Annotated in this window: 17 protein-coding genes; 6 read left to right on the top strand and 11 right to left on the bottom strand. The window is 71.3% G+C overall.

The genetic code is table 11. The annotated features are described in order from the left end of the window. Positions 1 to 46: 46 nt before the first annotated feature. The 3 genes from ABZ842_RS28985 to ABZ842_RS28975 form a co-directional block, all read right to left on the bottom strand. Positions 47 to 1,273 (bottom strand): globin domain-containing protein, encoded by a 1,227-nt coding sequence (locus ABZ842_RS28985; RefSeq protein WP_361543003.1) that lies wholly within the window; start codon positions 1,271 to 1,273, stop codon positions 47 to 49. A 41-nt stretch (positions 1,274 to 1,314) separates the two neighbouring features. Continuing rightward, complete coding sequence (locus tag ABZ842_RS28980) at positions 1,315 to 1,821, bottom strand: Rrf2 family transcriptional regulator (RefSeq protein WP_361543001.1); 507 nt, start codon at positions 1,819 to 1,821, stop codon at positions 1,315 to 1,317. A gap of 207 nt (positions 1,822 to 2,028) precedes the next feature. Further along, complete coding sequence (locus tag ABZ842_RS28975; protein WP_361542998.1) at positions 2,029 to 2,259, bottom strand: hypothetical protein; 231 nt, start codon at positions 2,257 to 2,259, stop codon at positions 2,029 to 2,031. 301 nt (positions 2,260 to 2,560) lie between these two features. Here ABZ842_RS28975 and ABZ842_RS28970 point away from each other — a divergent pair, with 301 nt between their 5' ends. Beyond that, complete coding sequence (locus tag ABZ842_RS28970) at positions 2,561 to 3,049, top strand: carbonic anhydrase (RefSeq protein WP_361543207.1); 489 nt, start codon at positions 2,561 to 2,563, stop codon at positions 3,047 to 3,049. 80 nt (positions 3,050 to 3,129) lie between these two features. Here the strand turns inward: ABZ842_RS28970 and ABZ842_RS28965 are convergent, their stop codons facing one another. Then, on the bottom strand, positions 3,130 to 3,684 hold the full coding sequence (locus ABZ842_RS28965; protein WP_361542995.1) for a CGNR zinc finger domain-containing protein: 555 nt from the start codon (positions 3,682 to 3,684) through the stop codon (positions 3,130 to 3,132). 843 nt (positions 3,685 to 4,527) lie between these two features. Further along, positions 4,528 to 4,848 (bottom strand): hypothetical protein, encoded by a 321-nt coding sequence (locus ABZ842_RS28960; RefSeq protein WP_361542992.1) that lies wholly within the window; start codon positions 4,846 to 4,848, stop codon positions 4,528 to 4,530. A gap of 824 nt (positions 4,849 to 5,672) precedes the next feature. On the opposite strand from ABZ842_RS28960, the gene ABZ842_RS28955 reads away from it, so the two are divergent. Beyond that, positions 5,673 to 7,007, top strand: coding sequence for a helix-turn-helix transcriptional regulator (locus tag ABZ842_RS28955; protein WP_361542989.1), 1,335 nt, complete (start codon positions 5,673 to 5,675; stop codon positions 7,005 to 7,007). Between the two features lie 289 nt (positions 7,008 to 7,296). Next, the gene (locus ABZ842_RS28950) at positions 7,297 to 7,422 is read left to right on the top strand and encodes a hypothetical protein (RefSeq protein ID WP_361542986.1); all 126 of its coding nucleotides are present in this window, start codon (positions 7,297 to 7,299) and stop codon (positions 7,420 to 7,422) included. A 9-nt stretch (positions 7,423 to 7,431) separates the two neighbouring features. On the opposite strand, the gene ABZ842_RS28945 is transcribed toward ABZ842_RS28950, so the two are convergent. The 3 genes from ABZ842_RS28945 to ABZ842_RS28935 form a co-directional block, all read right to left on the bottom strand. Then, a complete protein-coding gene (locus ABZ842_RS28945; protein ID WP_361543204.1) occupies positions 7,432 to 7,743 on the bottom strand; it encodes a hypothetical protein in 312 nt (103 codons plus the stop codon). Next, positions 7,743 to 7,985 (bottom strand): hypothetical protein, encoded by a 243-nt coding sequence (locus ABZ842_RS28940; RefSeq protein WP_361542983.1) that lies wholly within the window; start codon positions 7,983 to 7,985, stop codon positions 7,743 to 7,745. The genes ABZ842_RS28945 and ABZ842_RS28940 overlap by 1 nt, the downstream gene beginning before the upstream one ends. 130 nt (positions 7,986 to 8,115) lie before the next feature. Then, positions 8,116 to 8,487 carry a hypothetical protein gene (locus ABZ842_RS28935; RefSeq protein WP_361542980.1) on the bottom strand — a complete coding sequence of 124 codons (372 nt, stop codon included), beginning with the start codon at positions 8,485 to 8,487 and terminating at the stop codon, positions 8,116 to 8,118. Positions 8,488 to 8,863: 376 nt separating this feature from the next. Here ABZ842_RS28935 and ABZ842_RS28930 point away from each other — a divergent pair, with 376 nt between their 5' ends. The 3 genes from ABZ842_RS28930 to ABZ842_RS28920 all read left to right on the top strand — a co-directional run bounded on the left by ABZ842_RS28930 (position 8,864) and on the right by ABZ842_RS28920 (position 11,653). Further along, positions 8,864 to 9,712 (top strand): helix-turn-helix transcriptional regulator, encoded by an 849-nt coding sequence (locus ABZ842_RS28930; protein WP_361542977.1) that lies wholly within the window; start codon positions 8,864 to 8,866, stop codon positions 9,710 to 9,712. A 13-nt stretch (positions 9,713 to 9,725) separates the two neighbouring features. After that, positions 9,726 to 10,286: a class IV adenylate cyclase gene (cyaB, locus tag ABZ842_RS28925; RefSeq protein ID WP_361542974.1), complete on the top strand. Its 561-nt coding sequence runs from the start codon at positions 9,726 to 9,728 to the stop codon at positions 10,284 to 10,286. A 287-nt stretch (positions 10,287 to 10,573) separates the two neighbouring features. Next, positions 10,574 to 11,653, top strand: coding sequence for an EamA family transporter (locus tag ABZ842_RS28920; RefSeq protein ID WP_361542971.1), 1,080 nt, complete (start codon positions 10,574 to 10,576; stop codon positions 11,651 to 11,653). On the opposite strand, the gene erm is transcribed toward ABZ842_RS28920, so the two are convergent. The 3 genes from erm to ABZ842_RS28905 form a co-directional block, all read right to left on the bottom strand. After that, the gene (gene erm / locus ABZ842_RS28915; RefSeq protein ID WP_361542968.1) at positions 11,598 to 12,449 is read right to left on the bottom strand and encodes a 23S ribosomal RNA methyltransferase Erm; all 852 of its coding nucleotides are present in this window, start codon (positions 12,447 to 12,449) and stop codon (positions 11,598 to 11,600) included. The two genes, ABZ842_RS28920 and erm, sit on opposite strands and share 56 nt — an antisense overlap. A 295-nt stretch (positions 12,450 to 12,744) precedes the next feature. Beyond that, positions 12,745 to 14,343 carry an amidohydrolase gene (locus tag ABZ842_RS28910; protein ID WP_361542965.1) on the bottom strand — a complete coding sequence of 533 codons (1,599 nt, stop codon included), beginning with the start codon at positions 14,341 to 14,343 and terminating at the stop codon, positions 12,745 to 12,747. Continuing rightward, positions 14,319 to 15,890, bottom strand: a complete 1,572-nt coding sequence (locus tag ABZ842_RS28905) for an APC family permease (protein ID WP_361542962.1) — start codon at positions 15,888 to 15,890, stop codon at positions 14,319 to 14,321. The genes ABZ842_RS28910 and ABZ842_RS28905 overlap by 25 nt, the downstream gene beginning before the upstream one ends. Positions 15,891 to 15,975 lie beyond the last annotated feature (85 nt).

Raw genomic sequence — 15,975 nt, 5'->3', positions numbered from 1 at the left:
GGCGTGTCCGGAGCCGTACGGAGCAGCGCTCAGAGCAGCGCCCAGATCAGCGCTCGGCCTGCCACAGGTCGGGGCCGAAGACCTCGTACCGGATCGCGGCGGGGGCGAGGCCCCGCGCCAGGAGCTGGGTGCGGACGGCGCGCAGGAAGGGCAGCGGGCCGCAGAGGAACGCCGTGGTGTCCGGCGCCAGCTCGATGCCGGACGGCTGGGCGTGGTCTGTGGGGCCCGTGAGGTCGACGCGGCCGGTGCGGTGCGCGGGCCAGTCGCCGTCGGGGGCCTCGTACCAGACGTGGCATTCGGCGTTCGGGAGTTCGCTGACGAGCCGGTCCAGCTCCGCGCGGAAGGCGTGGGCGGACTGGGTGACGTCGGCGTGCACCGCGGTGACGCGGCGCGGCGAGCCCGCCGCGGCCAGGTGGGCGAGCATCCCGATCATGGGGGTGCACCCGATGCCGGCGGAGACCAGCAGCAGCGGGCCGGTGCCGTCGTCGAGTTGGACGTCGCCGAAGGGTGCGGAGACGAGGAGGCGTGCGCCCTCGTGGGCGTGGTCGTGGAGGTGCTGGGAGACCTCGCCGGCCGGGTCGCCGTCGGCGGTGGCGGCGACGCGCTTGACGGTGAACTGGAGGTCTCGGCCGGGGGCGCCGGAGAGGCTGTACTGACGTATCTGTCGGGCTCCGTCGGCGAGTTCGACCTGCACGGAGACGTACTGACCGGGGCGGAAGGCGGGGGCGGGCGCGCCGTCGGCGGGGCGGACGACGAAGGTGGTGACGTCGTCCGTCTCGCGGTGGCGGGCGACGACCGCGTACGGGCGCAGGGTGGCGCCGGGTGCGCTGCCGGCGTCGTCGTACAGCCGGGCCTCGATGGCGATGAGGGCGTTCGCCATCAGCCAGTACACCTCGTCCCAGGCCGCGGCGACCTCGTCGGTGACGGCGTCGCTGAGGATTTCGACGATCGCCGCGAACAGGTGCCGGTGCACGACGGCGTACTGGTCGCGGGTGACGCCGAGCGAGGCGTGCTTGTGGGCGATGCGCTCCAGCATGGCGTCGGGTCGCTCGTCGGGGTGGGCGACGAGGGCGGACGCGAAGGCGGCTATGGATCCGGCGAGGGCCTGCTGCTGCTCGCCGTTGGCCTGGTTGCCGCGGTTGAACAGGTCGCGCAGCAGCTCGGGGTGGGCGTCGAACAGCCTGCCGTAGAAGCACTTCGTGATCTCGCCGATGGCACCGCCGACGGCGGGCAGGGTGGCGCGGATGGTGGCGGCCGACTTCTCGGACAGCATCGTCGTACTCCTAGGGGGATGGGGTGGGTGGTGCGCGGTGGTCAGGGTTCCGGCCGGACGGCGCCGGGGGCTCTCGGGTCGGGCTGCCGGTCTCGGGGCGGATCGGGTGGCGGGCCGAGGGGGAGGCCGAGGAGGACGGGACCGGTGGGGTCGGCGACCAGCTCTTCGACGGTGTACGGGTCGAGCACGGCGTAGAACGCCTCCTGCGCCTGGCGCAGCACCCCGCGCAGCCGGCAGGCGGAGCGCAGCGGGCACGGCGGGTCGTCCTCGCAGCCCACGACGTCGCCGGCGCCTTCCAGCTCCCGCACGATCCGACCCAGCGAGCCGGTGCGGCCCTCGGCGGTGAGGACGAGGCCGCCGCCCCGGCCGCGACGGGCCTCGACGACGCCGAGGCGTTGGAGGCGGGTCACGACCTTCGCCGCGTGGCTGTAGGGGACGCCGACGGCGTCGGCGACGTCACGGGTCGTGGGCGCGCCGTCGTCGTCGCCGAGCACCGCGAGGCGCATGGCGATGCGAAGGGCGAGATCGGTGCCTTTGGTCATCCGCACGGCACTGACTCTAACTAATACGAATCTGAGATTCGCATTTGGGGGGGTGGCGGGAGGGGCGGCGATGTGGGGGCGGCGGCGATACGGGGGGGGGCGGACGCGCGCGAGCCGCCCTCCGCGGGATGGGCGGAGGACGGCTCGTGAACGACGGGGAGAGCTGGGGGCTCGACGGGAGGATCGACTCCCGTCAGCGGCCGGCTCCGCTCGTCAGCGGACCCAGAGCTCGTAGACGCTGGGCTTCGCCGCGAAGGGCTTGCAGAGGTAGATCGAGCCCCACAGATCCTTGCCCGCCTTGCCCGCCGTGTCGCACTCGGCGTAGCTGGAGTGGTGGCTGCGCACGTAGAAGCCGCCGGTCGCCGACGCGCTGGGCGCGGCACTGAGCACGAGGCCGGCACTGGCGGCGATGGCCGCGACGAGGACTCCGAACTTTTTCACCATGGACGCAACTCCCCTGATACCTGACTGAAGCAACAGAAGTGACGTTTCATCGGGCTAACAAGCGATGTGCGGGGAGAAACGTATCCGGCCATTCCGCACCGCACAAGAGGTCTACACCAGTTGACCTTTCGACCGCCGGGGGGTACGGGCGCCGCCGCGGGGCGGCGTTCTCGTGGCGTATACCTGCCACGGACTTTTGCGTTCGAATTTGGGGTGGGTACGTTCTTGCCAGGGCGGAGAAAAGGACCGCGTGCGGGGCTCCCCTCAGCGCTCCGCAGTGCAAGAAAAACGAGAGAAAATGATGTCCGTCATCGATGAGTCGCTGGTCAACAACGAGGCATACGCCGCTTCATTCGGCGGCGAGCTCGCGCTCCCGCCGGCACGCCGGCTGGCCGTCGTCGCATGCATGGACGCCCGGCTCGACATCTTCGCGATGCTGGGCCTCAAGGAGGGAGATGCGCACGTCATCCGCAATGCGGGCGGCGAGGTGACGGAGGACGCCATCCGGTCGCTGTCGATCAGCCAGCGCCTGCTGGGCACCCGAAGGATCATGCTCATCCACCACACGGACTGCGGCATGCAGACCTTCAAGGACGACGAGTTCAAGGCGGAGATCCAGGGCGAGACGGGAATTCGTCCACCTTGGGCCCCGGAAGCATTCACCGATCTGGATGAAGACGTTCGACAGTCGATCCGCCGCATCGAGGTCGACCCCTTCGTGCCGTACAAGAATTCTATTCGTGGCTTCGTCTTCGACGTGAAGACGGGACTGTTGAGGGAAGTGAAGTGAGCGAGCGACGAAAGTGACTGATGTGAAAGCAGCCAAATAGTGGGAGCAGTGGTGCGGTTGAGGTGAACGCGGGGTGGGCGTCAGACTCCCCGCGACTTCGCGGCACCGCGCTGTGCGGCACTGCGCTGCTGGGCGCGGTGCCTACGTACCGCGTCCGTGTTGGCGCACCGCAGCGAGCAGTAGCTGCGCCGACCGTTGCGTGAGGTGTCGACGAAGACCTGGGCGCACTCCGCGCGCTGACAGCGACCGAGCCGGTCGGCCGAGGCGAAGCAGACGACGTACGACAACCCCGTCGCCGTCACCGCCCGCAGCCTCGCCGACCGGCCGGCCGACTCCGCGGCGTAGTGCAGATGCGGCGGCCCCTTGTGAAGCGAGATGTAGGGCCGGCTCGCAGCCTCGTCGAGCAGAGCGTTGATGACCCCACACCGCTGCTCCAGGGGCTGCGCCCCAAAACACGGCGCCAAGCGCCCGCGCCATTCCCAAGCGGCGTCAATCTCCCCCGCATCGGGCAGCCCGCGCGCCATCCCATGCCGCACGAGGAGCGTCTCCAACTCGCCCGGAGCCCAGAGGGCAGGGCTGTTCACCAGGTCGGCGGCGAGCTGCGCGGCCTCTCCTCCGTAATAGTCAAACTGCATACAGAAATTACAGCATGCCCCCTTCGGACTGCGGTTGCCCCTCGGCGTACCGGCCAAGCGCAGCGCAAACCCTCTGCTACGACGACCAGCGCCCCGACTGCACTGCCTCTGCCCGGCACGACGGGACGCTGCGGTGAACTTCACGCATGGGGCAGGCCAGCCACGCCTCTCCCCCGAGGCCCGCGGCGTCCGGAGGTGGCGTGCTGGACGTGAACGGGCGGCGTCGGAAACGATGGCGAGGCCGCTCGATCCCTCCCCGCCGGGGGACAGTCAAGCGCCCCGTACCTGCCCCCGGAGGCTCTTCAGTGATCACGACCACGACGTTCCTGAGTCCTCGCCGTCACGTGAGCTCGCCCGGTCGCTGCGCCCCCGCGTTCCAACTAAATGAAATCCGCGTCCCCCACTGAAAGAACCCCAGGTCAGGAAGTGTCGGCCCCGCGCCCGCGGGGGTCTTCCACTCACGGGCGTGGTCGAGCAGCTCACCACCGTGTCGTCCCCGCGCCTGCTGGGGTGTTCCGTGGCGTCTCGGCGGTGGTCGGGATGAATCCCTGGTCGTCCCCGCGCCTGCGGGGTGCTCAGTGACCGGCGCCGTCCAAGGTGTCGGCCCCGCGCCAGCTGGGATGCCCCCTTGCACTGCGACCAGCCGTCGTCGTACTCCTCGTCGACCCGCTAAGGGCAAGACGGACGGCGATCGGTCGGCCGCGCGCCTGCACACATGGGCGGCTTCTGCCTACAAGGGGAAGGAGCCCCGGCCCTGCCGCGGGGGAACGGAAAGCAGGGCCGGAGCCGTGGTGCCCGTGTGCCGGCGCGATGGCCCCTTGCCCGGGCGCCGGCACACGGAGATCAAGCGCTGTGCCGCGGCTTGCGCGAGGTGTACATGAGGAGCGTCTTGACGTACTCAGCCAGAAGCAGCAGTTCCTCATCGATCCGTACGCCGGGCTCGACGCCAGCCGCAGCATTCCGTGCACTCGCGACGCAGGTCAGCACGTGCTGCCCGTACCACTCCCCGCCCAGGCTGCGCCCGTACGCCTCAGCAGGCTCCGCCAGTACGGCGATGTGCGCCCGCAACCGATCCCGCAACGCCTCAACAGCGCCACTCGCCGGCCGGCTCAGGACCACCGCACCCGCAAGCCGCACATCACGGGTGACGTCCACCAAGCTCACACGCGAGCTCACCGAGCACCCCCCACACAGCGTGGGCAGGAGCACGGCGGGAACTTCATCGGCTCCGCCGGCACGTCCTTTCCCGCAACCACACTGACCTCCCGCTCCACCGGCCACCGCGTACCGTCCACACCGACGCGATACACCCGGATCGTCATCGCGGACTGCACCTCGTTGGACGGTCTGACCACTTCACGCTCGCGCACCGGGCTGAGTTCGGCACCCGGCAGGGAACCTCCCGCACGGTGGTGGTCACCAGTACGTTGCATCGCGTCGACTCCATCCAGTCGGCCACGCCCCGAGCCCGGTCGGGCTGGAGAGAGGGGCTCCTACGTCTACCTGCCGGGAATCTGCGGCCCGCAGTGGCAAGCTGGTGGGCCATGGGGCTCCTGCCTACGGCCCACCGCTGCCTCCACAGACCGCCGGCATCCGGCTGTGGTGCAGCATCAACGGCTCGTTTTCCGCGGGCCTGTGCTCCCGTGCCTCGTGCGGCACGAGCACGAATTCGGCACCGCCCGGCACACATTGCGGAAGGCCGCCCAGGTTCTCCGCGTTATAGAGCCGGCGGAGCCGTCCCCGGCATGGACGTCTACGTCATCCGCACGCCGGGGTCGCTCCAGAGCCAGACAGGCTCTCTGCCCATCTCGGCGATCTGCCGCGTTGATTCCGCGCCCTGCCCACACTGACCACGACCGCGCTCCTTCCCACCGGTCAGCTCGTTGGACCAGTCAAGGTCAGGTCGGAAGGCGCGGTAACCACACGGTGCGGCCCCTCTCTTGGGGGTACACATGGTGTGGGTACTGCTGTTCAGCCAGGGAGCGAGAATGCAGCGACCAGTGTCGCCGGCTGCACTGCCCAGCACGCAGCGGAACGATCCGCGAGTCCGGGCGGCGCTGGCGCGACGGGACGTCGGAGCCGTTTTCGCGCTCGCCCACGACGAAGGTGGCCTCAGCTACAACAAGATCGCCGAAGCGTGCGACATCCGCCCGGAGCGCGTCAGCAAAATGGCGCGCGGGGACGGGACCGTCACGTCGCTCCCCGTTCTGGAGCGCATCTGCGACGGGCTCCAAATCCCGGGCGCCTATTTAGGCTTGGCGGCACGTCCATGGGAGACCGGGGCCATACTCCCCGTCCCCCATTTTGAGGAAGAAGAGGACCCAGTGAAGCGCCGCGACATCCTGCGTGGCGCGCTCGCGGCCGGAATGGCCGGTCCCGGGCTCGCCGCAGCACTCACGACCACCCGCACCGACATCGACGCGGCACTCGCCGCCACCGACCAAGCCACCGACCTCGACCACTGGCAGTCCACCGCCGAGCGCTACGGCCACGGCTACCACGGCCAAGCGCCCGTCGCCGTCCTCAGCGATCTGATCGCCGAGTTCGACGAGCTACGCCCCCTGCTCGACCGCCCGCAGACCGACCGGGACCGTGCCACCCTCGCGCACGTCACGGCGCAGATGGCCGGGATGGTCGCCATCGTCCTGCACGACCTCGGGCACCATCGCGAATCTCACGGCTGGAGCGCCACCGCAGCTCGTGCTGCCGAAAGGTCGGGAGACCACCAGCTGCACGCATGGGTCCTGGCCAGGGAAGCGATGGTGCCGCTGAACTTCGGCGCAGCGCCGGCGGCGGCCAAGCTCGCGGACAAGGCTCGCAACCTCGCAGGCTCCCGACCAAGCCCCGCGGGCGCGTTGGCGGCGGCCGTAGCCGCACGGGCGCACGCGGTCAGCGGCGACCGGGAACGCGCTCTCGCTGCTGTCGCGGACGTGGAGCGGGTCGCCGAGCAGCTGACTCCGCAGCAACGTACGGACACCTGGTTCGGCTACCCCACGCAGAAGCACCACGTGCACCTCTCCCAGGCCCTCACCCACCTCGGCGAGACCCGCCGGGCCTATGAAAATCAGGCGGCGGCACTCACGCTCTCGCGGTCCCCATCCGTAATGACGCGGGCGCTCATCGCCATCGACGAGGCATCGTGCCGAGCTCAAGACGGCGAGCGGGCGGCTGCGGCGCGCATCGCTTCCCAGGCGTTCGGCGAGCTGCCCGAGCCCTATCGGACCGGTCTCACGCGGACACGAGCGACTGCGCTGTACCGGACGCTGCCACGCGACACCCCCGGCCGCGACGGGCTCGCCGACGCCCTGGCCATCCCCGGATAGAAGCCGTCCCCTTCCGTCGGTCGAGGCGAGGACGGGGCCTTCTGCGGGGTTCGTGGCCAGCTGGACGGGGATGGGCGGTGTGGGGAACGATGGCGAGGCCGTTCGATCCTTCCACGACGAGGGGTGGTCCGGTACGTCATATGCCTCATGCCTACCTCTAGAGGTTCTTCGGTGATGACGACCGCGGCGGTGCCTGATTTCCGTCACGCGGGCTCGGCCGGTAGCCGCGGTCTCGCGTTCCAACTAAATGAAATCCGTGCCACCCGCTGAAAGAACCCCAGGTCAGGAAGTGTCGTCCCCGCGCCCGCGGGGGTGTTCCGCGGGCGTCAGGGACCCCCGGTACGCGGACCTGTTGCTCATCGCCCGCGCGCTCGACGTCCCGCTGGCGGTCCTCGTCGCCGACGACGAGCCGTAGCCCGCGGCCTTACACCGGGGGCAGGCCCGGCGTCGGCGACGGTGCCGGCCGTGGCAGGTGCGGGCCAGGGTTCGGCGGCATCTGGGGCGTTGGCTTCCCGTGCTTCCCTGCCTCCACCATCCGCTCGGTGAGGCCGTAGACACCGAGCGGCGGGAACAGGTTGACGCGCAGCGGGCAGTCGCCCGTGGCGCAGGCGACGCACAGCAGGTCGCGCCCGCGGGGGCCGGTGCGTACGACGGTGACGGGCTCGCGCCAGCATGCCTCGCACGTCGTGACGTCCGTGGCGGTCAGCTTCGTGCGGCCGACGGGGATCAGGATCATCACGCCGCGCTCCCTTGGAGTCCGTGCGGGGCGATAACGAGCTGGCGGCGTTCCCGGGCCTCCGCCTCGCGGGCGAAGTGCGCGCGGGCCTCGTCCTTCGTCGGCCCCGTCCACGGGCGGGACCAGGCGCTGGGGACGAACGGGGTCTCCGGGGTCGGGACGGCGGCCAGGTACTCGGCGGTGTGCCGCCCGGGCCGGGTACGTCGCCACCACGGTCGGCGATGGCGAGCGGAAGCATGCATGAGAGGGGCCTCCTGTCGAACAACGGGGGTGGGCGCCCCGGCCCTGCCGCGGGGGAGCGGAAATGCAGAGCCGGGGCGGTGGTGCCCGTGTGCCGACGCGGGCCCCCAAGCCTGGGCCGGCACACGGAGTTCATGGGGTGGGCGCGTACCGGCCGTACAGAAGCAGCGTTCGGATGTGCTCGGCAAGGATCATCAGCCCCTCGCCGGGGAGCACTGCGGGGTCGACGCCGACGGCCGCGGCGCGCGCGCTCGCGACGCCGTGGAGGACGATGCTCTGATGCCCGTCGTCGGTGATGGTGTCGGCGTACGCCTCGGCCGGGCCGGTCAGCGCGCCGATGTGCGCCCGGAGCCGGTCGCGCAGCGCCTGCTGGTGGGTCGGGGCGGCCTGGGCCAAGGACCACGCGAGGGGCACGTCGCGGTCGATGTCGACCAGCGTGGTGCCGGGGGCCGGTTCGGGAGCGCGGGTCACCGCGGCCTTCGCACGCAGCGGGGGCAAGAGCACGGCGGGAACTTCATGGGCTCGGCCACGATGTCGTCCGTCGCCTGGACGCTGACCTCCCGCTCCACCGGCCCCCGCGTCCCGTCGGGGGCGACGCGGTACACCTGCATCGTCATCGCCGGCGCGGCCTCAGCGGGCGGTCCGACGAGGCCGCGCTTGCGCGCCGGGACGAGATCCGTACTCGGTGGGAAACTCCCCGCGGGCCTGCGGTCGTTAGTACGATGCATCGCGTCGACTCCATCCAGTCGGCCACACCCCCGAGCCCTGGCAGGCTGCGGGGGCTTCCTGTAGTAGGCCAGGATCTTGTGACGGTGGGCGACGGCGCGATACCGGAGCGGTAATCTCACCGTGGGATGACCGCTTGCAGGGGAGCCAGCCCATGGCCACGACCACACCACTTGTCCCCATCGAGTTGCCCGACTGGGCGTGGGAGCGCGCCGAAGTGCGCGAAGCACTGCGCTCCCGGGACATGGGCGCGGTGTTCCGCCGCGTCCAGCAGTACAGCGGCGCCAGCCAAGCTCGGATCGCAACCGCAGTCGGCATGACCCAGGCACGCGTGAACGAGATCATCAACGGGCGCCGCGAAGTCGTCAGGCTGGACGTGTACGAAAGGATCGCGGACGGGCTCTCGATGCCCGATGACACACGACACCTACTCGGGCTGGCTGCCAGCCGCGAGCGTTCGGGCGGTGCCGCCTTTGACTTGGCTGCCTTCCCAGAGGTGGTTCGGGTCTACTCCTCGCAGGCTTCGGCGCGGGCTGAGATCCAACAGCACGTCCGAGCAGCCGCCGAGCTGGACATCCTCGCGGTGCGCGGCCTGGGCTTGATCGGGCTGAACGATTCGATGCTCCGCTCATGCCTCAGCCGCAATGAGGGGCGCCTGCGGGTACGGGTCTTGCTGCTGGATCCGAAGTCGCCGGCGCTGTCGCAACGAGCGGCAGAGATCGGAGAGTCCGCCGAATCCCTGGCAGGCGGCGTCAACCTGGCGGAAGCTCGCCTGAGGGAGTTGACCGACACGTGCGACGTGGGGATCTACCGGTACGACATGCTGCCCACTTGGCGTGTCATCCGCGCGGACGGCACCATGTTCGTCGGCGCCTTCGACGCAGGGTGGGAGGGCCACGAGTCCGCAACGTACAAGATCATGGAGACGTCCCATGGACCCCTGTTCCGGGGATTCAAGCGGATGCTCGACGCCATGATCAGCGGAGCCCAGCGCACGGCCTGAAAGGGGCGGCCACATGATCGAGGCAGAGCTGAAGGCCCGCGTCCACACGCCGGAAGCGATGCTGAGGAAGCTGGACGATCGCGCGGTGGGGCGCCCTGAGGTGTACCGGGACACCTACTACGACACCCCGGACCGCGCTCTCGAAGCCGCGGACGAGGAACTGCGCGTCCGCACCGTCCACGGCGCCGACGAGACCCGCACCGTGATCACCTTCAAGGGCGCGCGCGTGGACGACGACTCCGGCTCCAAGCCCGAGCACGAAACCCGCGTCGACGACGCCGAGGCGATCCACGCCCTGCTGCGGGGCCTCGGCTACGTACCCCTAATCCAGTTCGAGAAGCGCTGCCGGAACTACGCCTTCGACGCCGCCGGACGCCACATGCTCGCAACCCTCGTACGCGTACCGGAGATCGAGGGGACCTTCCTCGAAGTGGAGACGCTGGCCGAGGAGTCCGACGTGGCGGCGGCACTCGCGGACGTACGCGCGGTCCTGACGAGCCTCGGCATCGCCGAGTCCGACCTGACGCGCGAGCTGTACACCGACGCGGTGCGGGAGCGAAGGGCGTCACGATGACATCTCATACGATGACGTCGTGGCTGATATCGAACTCACGGACGAACTGGTGAAGCTGGAGCAGCAGGCGTGGACCGAGATCCAGGCGTCGTCCCCGCGCATGCGGGGATGCTCCTGGCTCCGCGTTCAACAAGGGCTGAGGGGCTCAGCGTTGAGTCGGGGGCGGCTCGCGCTTGTAATGGTTGAACTGTGTATGGGCATTACCTCAGGGTGGCTCCGGCCGGTCCCCCCGTCGTGCCGGCCGGAACGGGGTGAGGTCGGTGCCTGGCGATCGTCGGAGCGGGTGGGTGCCCGTGTTGCTCGTGCTGGTGCAGATGGTCAGCCTTCAGCTTGGGGCGGCTGTGGCGAAGGGGGTGTACGACCAGGTTGGGGCGGTGGCGATGGCGGGGGTGCGGTTGGTGGTTTCGGCCGTGGTGGTGTGCGCGGTCGTTCGGCCCCGGGCGCGGGGGCTGGACGGGGCGCAGTGGCGGGCCGTGGGCGCGTTTGGGGCGGTCATTGCGCTGATGAACGCGTTGTACTTCCAGTCGATCGCGTACCTGCCGATCGGGGTGGCGTCCGCGGTGGAGTTGTTGGGGCCGTTGGCGCTGGCGGCGGCGTTGTCGCGGCGGGGTGGGGATGTGGTCGTGGTGGTGGCGGCTGCGGGTGGGGTGCTGTTGTTGGTGGCGCCGGGGGCTGATCTGCCGTGGGTGGGGCTGTTGTGGGGTGCGGGGGCGGCGGTGTGTCGGGGGGCGTACGTCGTGTTGAGTCATCGGGTGGGGCGGGGGTTCGACGACGCGACGGGGCTGGCGCTGGCCCTGGCTGTCGGGGCGTGTCTGTTGACGCCGGTGGCCGCGGCGTCGGGGGCGCACCAGGTGGTGGCGCATCCGCAGGTGTTGGCGGTCGGGGTGCTCGTCGCGGTGTTGTCGTCGGTGGTTCCGTACGCGTTGGACATGGTGGTGTTGCGGCGGGTGGGCGTGCGGACGTTCGGGGTGTTGCTGGCGCTGAGTCCGGCCGTGGGTGCGGTGGTGGGTGCGCTGTTGCTCGGGGAGGTGCTCGGCGGGCGGGAGGTGGCGGCCGTGCTGCTGATCGTGGTGGCGAGTGCTGCGGCTGCCAGGGCTGCCACGGCACGAACGGCCGCCGTCGCCGTCGCCGCCGCCCCCACCCCCGACGGGGATGGGCGCGGGGACCGCTGTCCGTACTGTGGGGGGCCCGACGGCGGTGGCGGCTGGGTGCTGCGGTCCGCGCACCGTACATCCGATGGCGTGGTGGAGTACTGCTCCGCGCCCTGCGGTTGCGTGGTGGTGCTGCGCGAGGGCGAGTTGGTCGGGCGGGTCAGCACCGCTGGAGGGCGTACCGGGCGTGGAGGGCGGCCCACTGCTCGGCGGTGAGCTGCTTCGGCAGCGCGGTGGCGTCGACGCGGTGGGTGCGCAGCCACTCCTGGACCTGGCGTCGCGGCAGTTCGGGGGCGGCGCGGGTGACGATCTGCGCCAGGCCGCGGCCCTTGCCGGTGAAGACGCGGGCGACGAGGTCCTGGTAGTCCTTGCGGTCCGCCGGGTCCACCAGCGGGCGGGGGCGGCGGGCGACGGTCAGCAGGCCGCCGTCGACGCTCGGCCGTGGGCGGAACGCGGCGGCGGGGACCCGGTGTTCGAGTCGGAAGGAGTACCACGGCCACCACTGGGCCGTCATCATCGTCGCCCCGCCGACGCCGGCCCGGCGGCGGGCTACCTCCCACTGCACCAGCAGTACGGCGTCGGTCCAGCCGTCGGAGCGCAGGATGCGGCGGAGCAGCGCGGTCGTCTCGTGGAAGGGCAGATTGCCGACGAGTACGTGCGGGGTCGTCGGGGTCCGGTAGCGCAGGAAGTCCGCGGTCACGATCGTGGTCGACCGGTCCGCGCGGCTGCGCAGCTTCGCGGCGCGCCGGCCGTCGATCTCGATTCCGGTGAGGTCGCGGCCGAGCCGCTGGAGCGGGAGCGTCAGGGCGCCGTCGCCGGTGCCGATCTCGATGATCGGCCCGCGGGTGCGTGCCACGAGTTCGGTGAAGGTGTCGATGGTGCGCCGGTCGATCAGGAAGTTCTGGCCGAGTTCATGCCGACCGGGATGACCGGAGTAACCGGAGCGACCGGGGTGACCGGAGCGACCGGGGTGACCGGAGCGACCGGGGTGACCGGGGTGGTGCGAGTGCAAGGAGGTGTCTCCGCGGCTTCGAAGTGAGCCGGGCAGCGCGAGGAGGCCGCTCGGCGCGTACGCACGAGAGCGGCGGGGGTCCCGAAGGAGGGAGGGGGTCCGCCGCTAGGAGCGGCGGGTCCGCGTCGCGGCGGAAGAGGCTGCTGCTACACCACACATGTCACGGGACGTTACCGGGCACCGTTGGCACCGCCAACTGATTTTCTGGCAGCCGTGGGAGAGGAGAGCCGGAGCCGCCCGCCGGGGGATTGCGGGCGGCTCCGGGGTCCAGGGGGCGCAGACGGGCGCCGGGGTCTCACCCGCGGTGGGTGATGCGGCCCGCGGCGACGGTCAACGGCACTGGGGCTTCGGCGAGTTCGTCCGCGGTGGCCGTCACCGGGTCCACGCCGAGCGCGGTGAGGTCCGCGCGCAGGCCCACCGCGATGCGGCCCGCGACGTCCTGCTCGCCGGCGGCACGCGCGGCGTGCGTCGTGCAGCCCTCCAGCGCCATCAGGCCGGTCAGCCCGGCGCGGGCGCTCGCCGCGCCGCGCGGGGCCAGGGCCGTGGCGAGGACCTGGCGCACGTCGTAGTGGGCGATGGGCCAGTCCGAGCCGAGGGCGAGCGTCGCGCCGGCGTCGCGCAGGTCGCGGTAGCGCCAGGCGCGGGACGCCCGCTCGTCGCCGAGCCGCTTGGACCACTCGTCGGTGTGGTCGGCGCGGGTGTACGCCGTGTGGGGCGGCTGCATCGACGCCGCGACCCCGAGCCGGGCGAACCTGGCGATCTGGTCGTCCGGCACGGTCTCGATGTGCTCGATGCGGTGCACGGGGGCGCCGGCGCCGCGCGCGCCCAGCGCATCGACGGTGCCCAGCGCTTCGACGGTGTCCAGGACGTGGCGCACCGCGGCGTCGCCGATGGCGTGGGTCGCGGTCGCCACGCCCGCCTCGTGCAGCCGGCGCACGGCGGCGCTGTAGGCGACGGGGTCGGGCCAGAAGGCGTCCGTGCCCTGGCCGTGGCAGTCCGCGTGCTCCAGCCAGGCCGTACCGCCTTCGACGGTGCCGTCCATGAAGAACTTCACGCCGCCCACGCGCCAGTCGCGTCCGTGCTCGCGCTGGAGGGCGATCAGCTCCGCCAACTCCCCCTCCCCCGCGCCGGGCATGCACCAGGGCGCGAGCCGTAGCCGTACGGGCAGGTCGGCGGAGTCCTCGACGGCGGCGAGCAGCTTCAGCGCGTCGCCGCCGAGGTCCATCACGTGGGCGGCGGTGAGTCCGGTCGCGGCCATCTGCGACAGCAGGTCGAGCAGCCGGGCGCCGCGCTCGGCGGCGGACGCGCGCGGCACGACCTGCGCGACGAGGTCCATGGCCGCGTGCTCGACGAGGTGACCGGTCGGGCGGCCGGCCGCGTCGCACACCACGCTGGCGCGCTGGGCGAAGGTGCGCGGCCCGTCGATGCCGGCGGCCCGTAGCGCCGCGCCGCTGACCAGGGCGGAGTGGCCGTCGTAGAGCCGGATGAAGGCGGGGGCGCCGGCCAGGACGTCCTCGACGAGGTCGTGGTGGATGTCGCGTCCGCCGAAGGCGTTGTGGTCGAGGCCCCAGGCCAGCACCCAGCCGTCGCGCCGCTCGGCGTCGCGCAGCGCGGCCCGTAGCCCGTCCAGGTCGGAGACCGCCGTCAGGTCGGCGCCCGATGCCAGCTCCAGGCCCCACACCGGGTGGCTGTGGGCGTCGGTGAGCCCGGGTACGAGGGTGGCCCCGGCGAGGCCGACCGTCTCGGTGCCGGGTCCGCGCCAGTCCCGTACGTCCGCCTCGTCGCCGACGGCCGCGATGCGGCCGTCCAGGACCGCCACCGCGGTGGCGTGCGGCCGGGCCGGGTCGAGGGTTCGGACCGCGGCTCCGGTCAGGACGATGTCAGCTGCTGGCACGGTGCGTCGCCTTCCTTGTCAGTGGGGTTGATGGGGTTGGTGGGGTTAGCGGGATCGGTGGGCTGGTCGTCGGGGTCTCGTGGGGCGACGACCGCGACATCGCTGGCCGCAGCCGCTTCCTCCTGCTCCGCCGGCTCGGCCGCGAATCCCTCGTACACCTCCGGCCGTCGCCGCTTGAGCCAGAGCGCCAGCAGGGCGCCGACGGCGAAGACTGCCGGGACCAGCGTCAGGAGGACGGTGTTGACCAGGGTGGACGCCCCGGTGAACAAGTGGACCTTGGTCACGATCAGATAGATCGCCACGGCGAGCAGCACGGCGGCCACCACCGGCGCGACGACGGTCCTCAGCGCTCCCTCGTCGTGCCGCACCCGCCGGAAGTAGCACGGGACCGCGATCGCGGCGAGCAGCATCAGCGCCATCAGCCCTACCATCCCCGGGGTGTTCACCCAGAGCAGGAGTTGGGTGTACGGATCGGCTCCGGCCGCGGCGAAGCCGAGCACGACGGCCGCGCCGAGCGCGCTCTGGGCGATCCCGGCGACGTACGGGGAGCGGTGGCGCGGGTGGACCCGACCGAGGACCTTCGGCAGGACGCCCTCCTCGGAGAGCGCGAGGGCGTAGCGGTTGATCGCGTTGTGGAAGGCGAGCAGCGAGGCGAAGATGCTGGTCACGATGAAGACGTGCATCAGGTCGGCGGCCCAACCGCCGACGTAGGTGGTGATCGCGGCGAAGAAGAGCCCGCCGGGGTCGTCGGTGGCCGCGCGGACGACCTCGTCGTTGCCGAACGCCTGGATGACGGTCCACACGATGAACGCGTAGAAGACGCCGAGGAACGCGACGGCGGCGTAGGTGGCGCGCGGGACGGTGCGGGCGGGGTCGCGGGCCTCGCGCCGGTAGATCACGGTCGACTCGAAGCCGGTGAACGCGGCGAAGGCGAAGGCGAGCACCGCGGCGGTGCCGGGGACCAGGACGTTGGACGGCGCGAAGGACGCGAGGTCCAGGCCGTTCGCCCCGCCCTCGATCAGCACGCCGCCGGCGAGCAGCAGCAGGATCCCGGTCTCGGCGACGAGCAGGACGCCGAGGACCTTGGCGCCGAAGTCGATGGAGCGGTAGCCGCCGTACCAGATGATCAGGATCCCGGCGAGGGAGACCGGCAGCCAGGGGACGTCAACGCCCCACAGGGCCGCGCCGGTGTCGGCGGTGGCCGAGCCGAGGAGGCCGAAGACGCCGATCTCCATGCCGTTGTAGCCGATCATCGCCAGCAGCGCGGCGCCGATGCCGGCGACGGGTCCGAGGCCGCGGGTGATGTACGCGTAGAAGGCGCCGCCGCTGCGGACGTGGCGGCTCATCGTGGTGAAGCCGACGGCGAAGATCGCCAGGGTGATGCCGGCGAGGAGGTAGCCGGCCGGGGCGCCGAGGCCACCGAGCGTGAGGGCGATGGGCGCGACGCCAGCCATCACGGTGAGCGGGGCCGCGGCGGAGACGACGAAGAAGGCGATGTCGGTGGTCCCGAGGGTGCCCCTTCTCAGCCCTGGAGAGTTTTCTGGCATGCGCTTCGGAGCCTTCCTTGCGAGGGGTGAACTGGACCTGCTGACGCCCTTTCGCGGCGGCGAACGGAAACCTAACGGCATTCGG

The sequence above is a fragment of the Streptomyces sp. NPDC047315 genome (genome assembly GCF_040643215.1).
In the GTDB taxonomy this organism is placed as follows: domain Bacteria; phylum Actinomycetota; class Actinomycetes; order Streptomycetales; family Streptomycetaceae; genus Streptomyces.
Note: the sequence above shows the minus strand (reverse complement) of the source record. Positions and strands in the feature narration are given on the sequence as shown.

What these genes read in the sequence shown, in the direction of transcription:
- cyaB (WP_361542974.1), top strand. Translation starts at nt 9,726, where the DNA reads ATGATCGAGGCAGAGCTGAAGGCCCGCGTCCACACGCCGGAAGCGATG.
- ABZ842_RS28945 (WP_361543204.1), bottom strand. Translation starts at nt 7,743, where the DNA reads ATGATCCTGATCCCCGTCGGCCGCACGAAGCTGACCGCCACGGACGTC.
- ABZ842_RS28940 (WP_361542983.1), bottom strand. Translation starts at nt 7,985, where the DNA reads ATGCATGCTTCCGCTCGCCATCGCCGACCGTGGTGGCGACGTACCCGG.
- ABZ842_RS28930 (WP_361542977.1), top strand. Translation starts at nt 8,864, where the DNA reads ATGGCCACGACCACACCACTTGTCCCCATCGAGTTGCCCGACTGGGCG.
- ABZ842_RS28965 (WP_361542995.1), bottom strand. Translation starts at nt 3,684, where the DNA reads ATGCAGTTTGACTATTACGGAGGAGAGGCCGCGCAGCTCGCCGCCGAC.
- ABZ842_RS28905 (WP_361542962.1), bottom strand. Translation starts at nt 15,890, where the DNA reads ATGCCAGAAAACTCTCCAGGGCTGAGAAGGGGCACCCTCGGGACCACC.
- ABZ842_RS28985 (WP_361543003.1), bottom strand. Translation starts at nt 1,273, where the DNA reads ATGCTGTCCGAGAAGTCGGCCGCCACCATCCGCGCCACCCTGCCCGCC.
- ABZ842_RS28955 (WP_361542989.1), top strand. Translation starts at nt 5,673, where the DNA reads ATGCAGCGACCAGTGTCGCCGGCTGCACTGCCCAGCACGCAGCGGAAC.
- ABZ842_RS28975 (WP_361542998.1), bottom strand. Translation starts at nt 2,259, where the DNA reads ATGGTGAAAAAGTTCGGAGTCCTCGTCGCGGCCATCGCCGCCAGTGCC.
- ABZ842_RS28970 (WP_361543207.1), top strand. Translation starts at nt 2,561, where the DNA reads ATGTCCGTCATCGATGAGTCGCTGGTCAACAACGAGGCATACGCCGCT.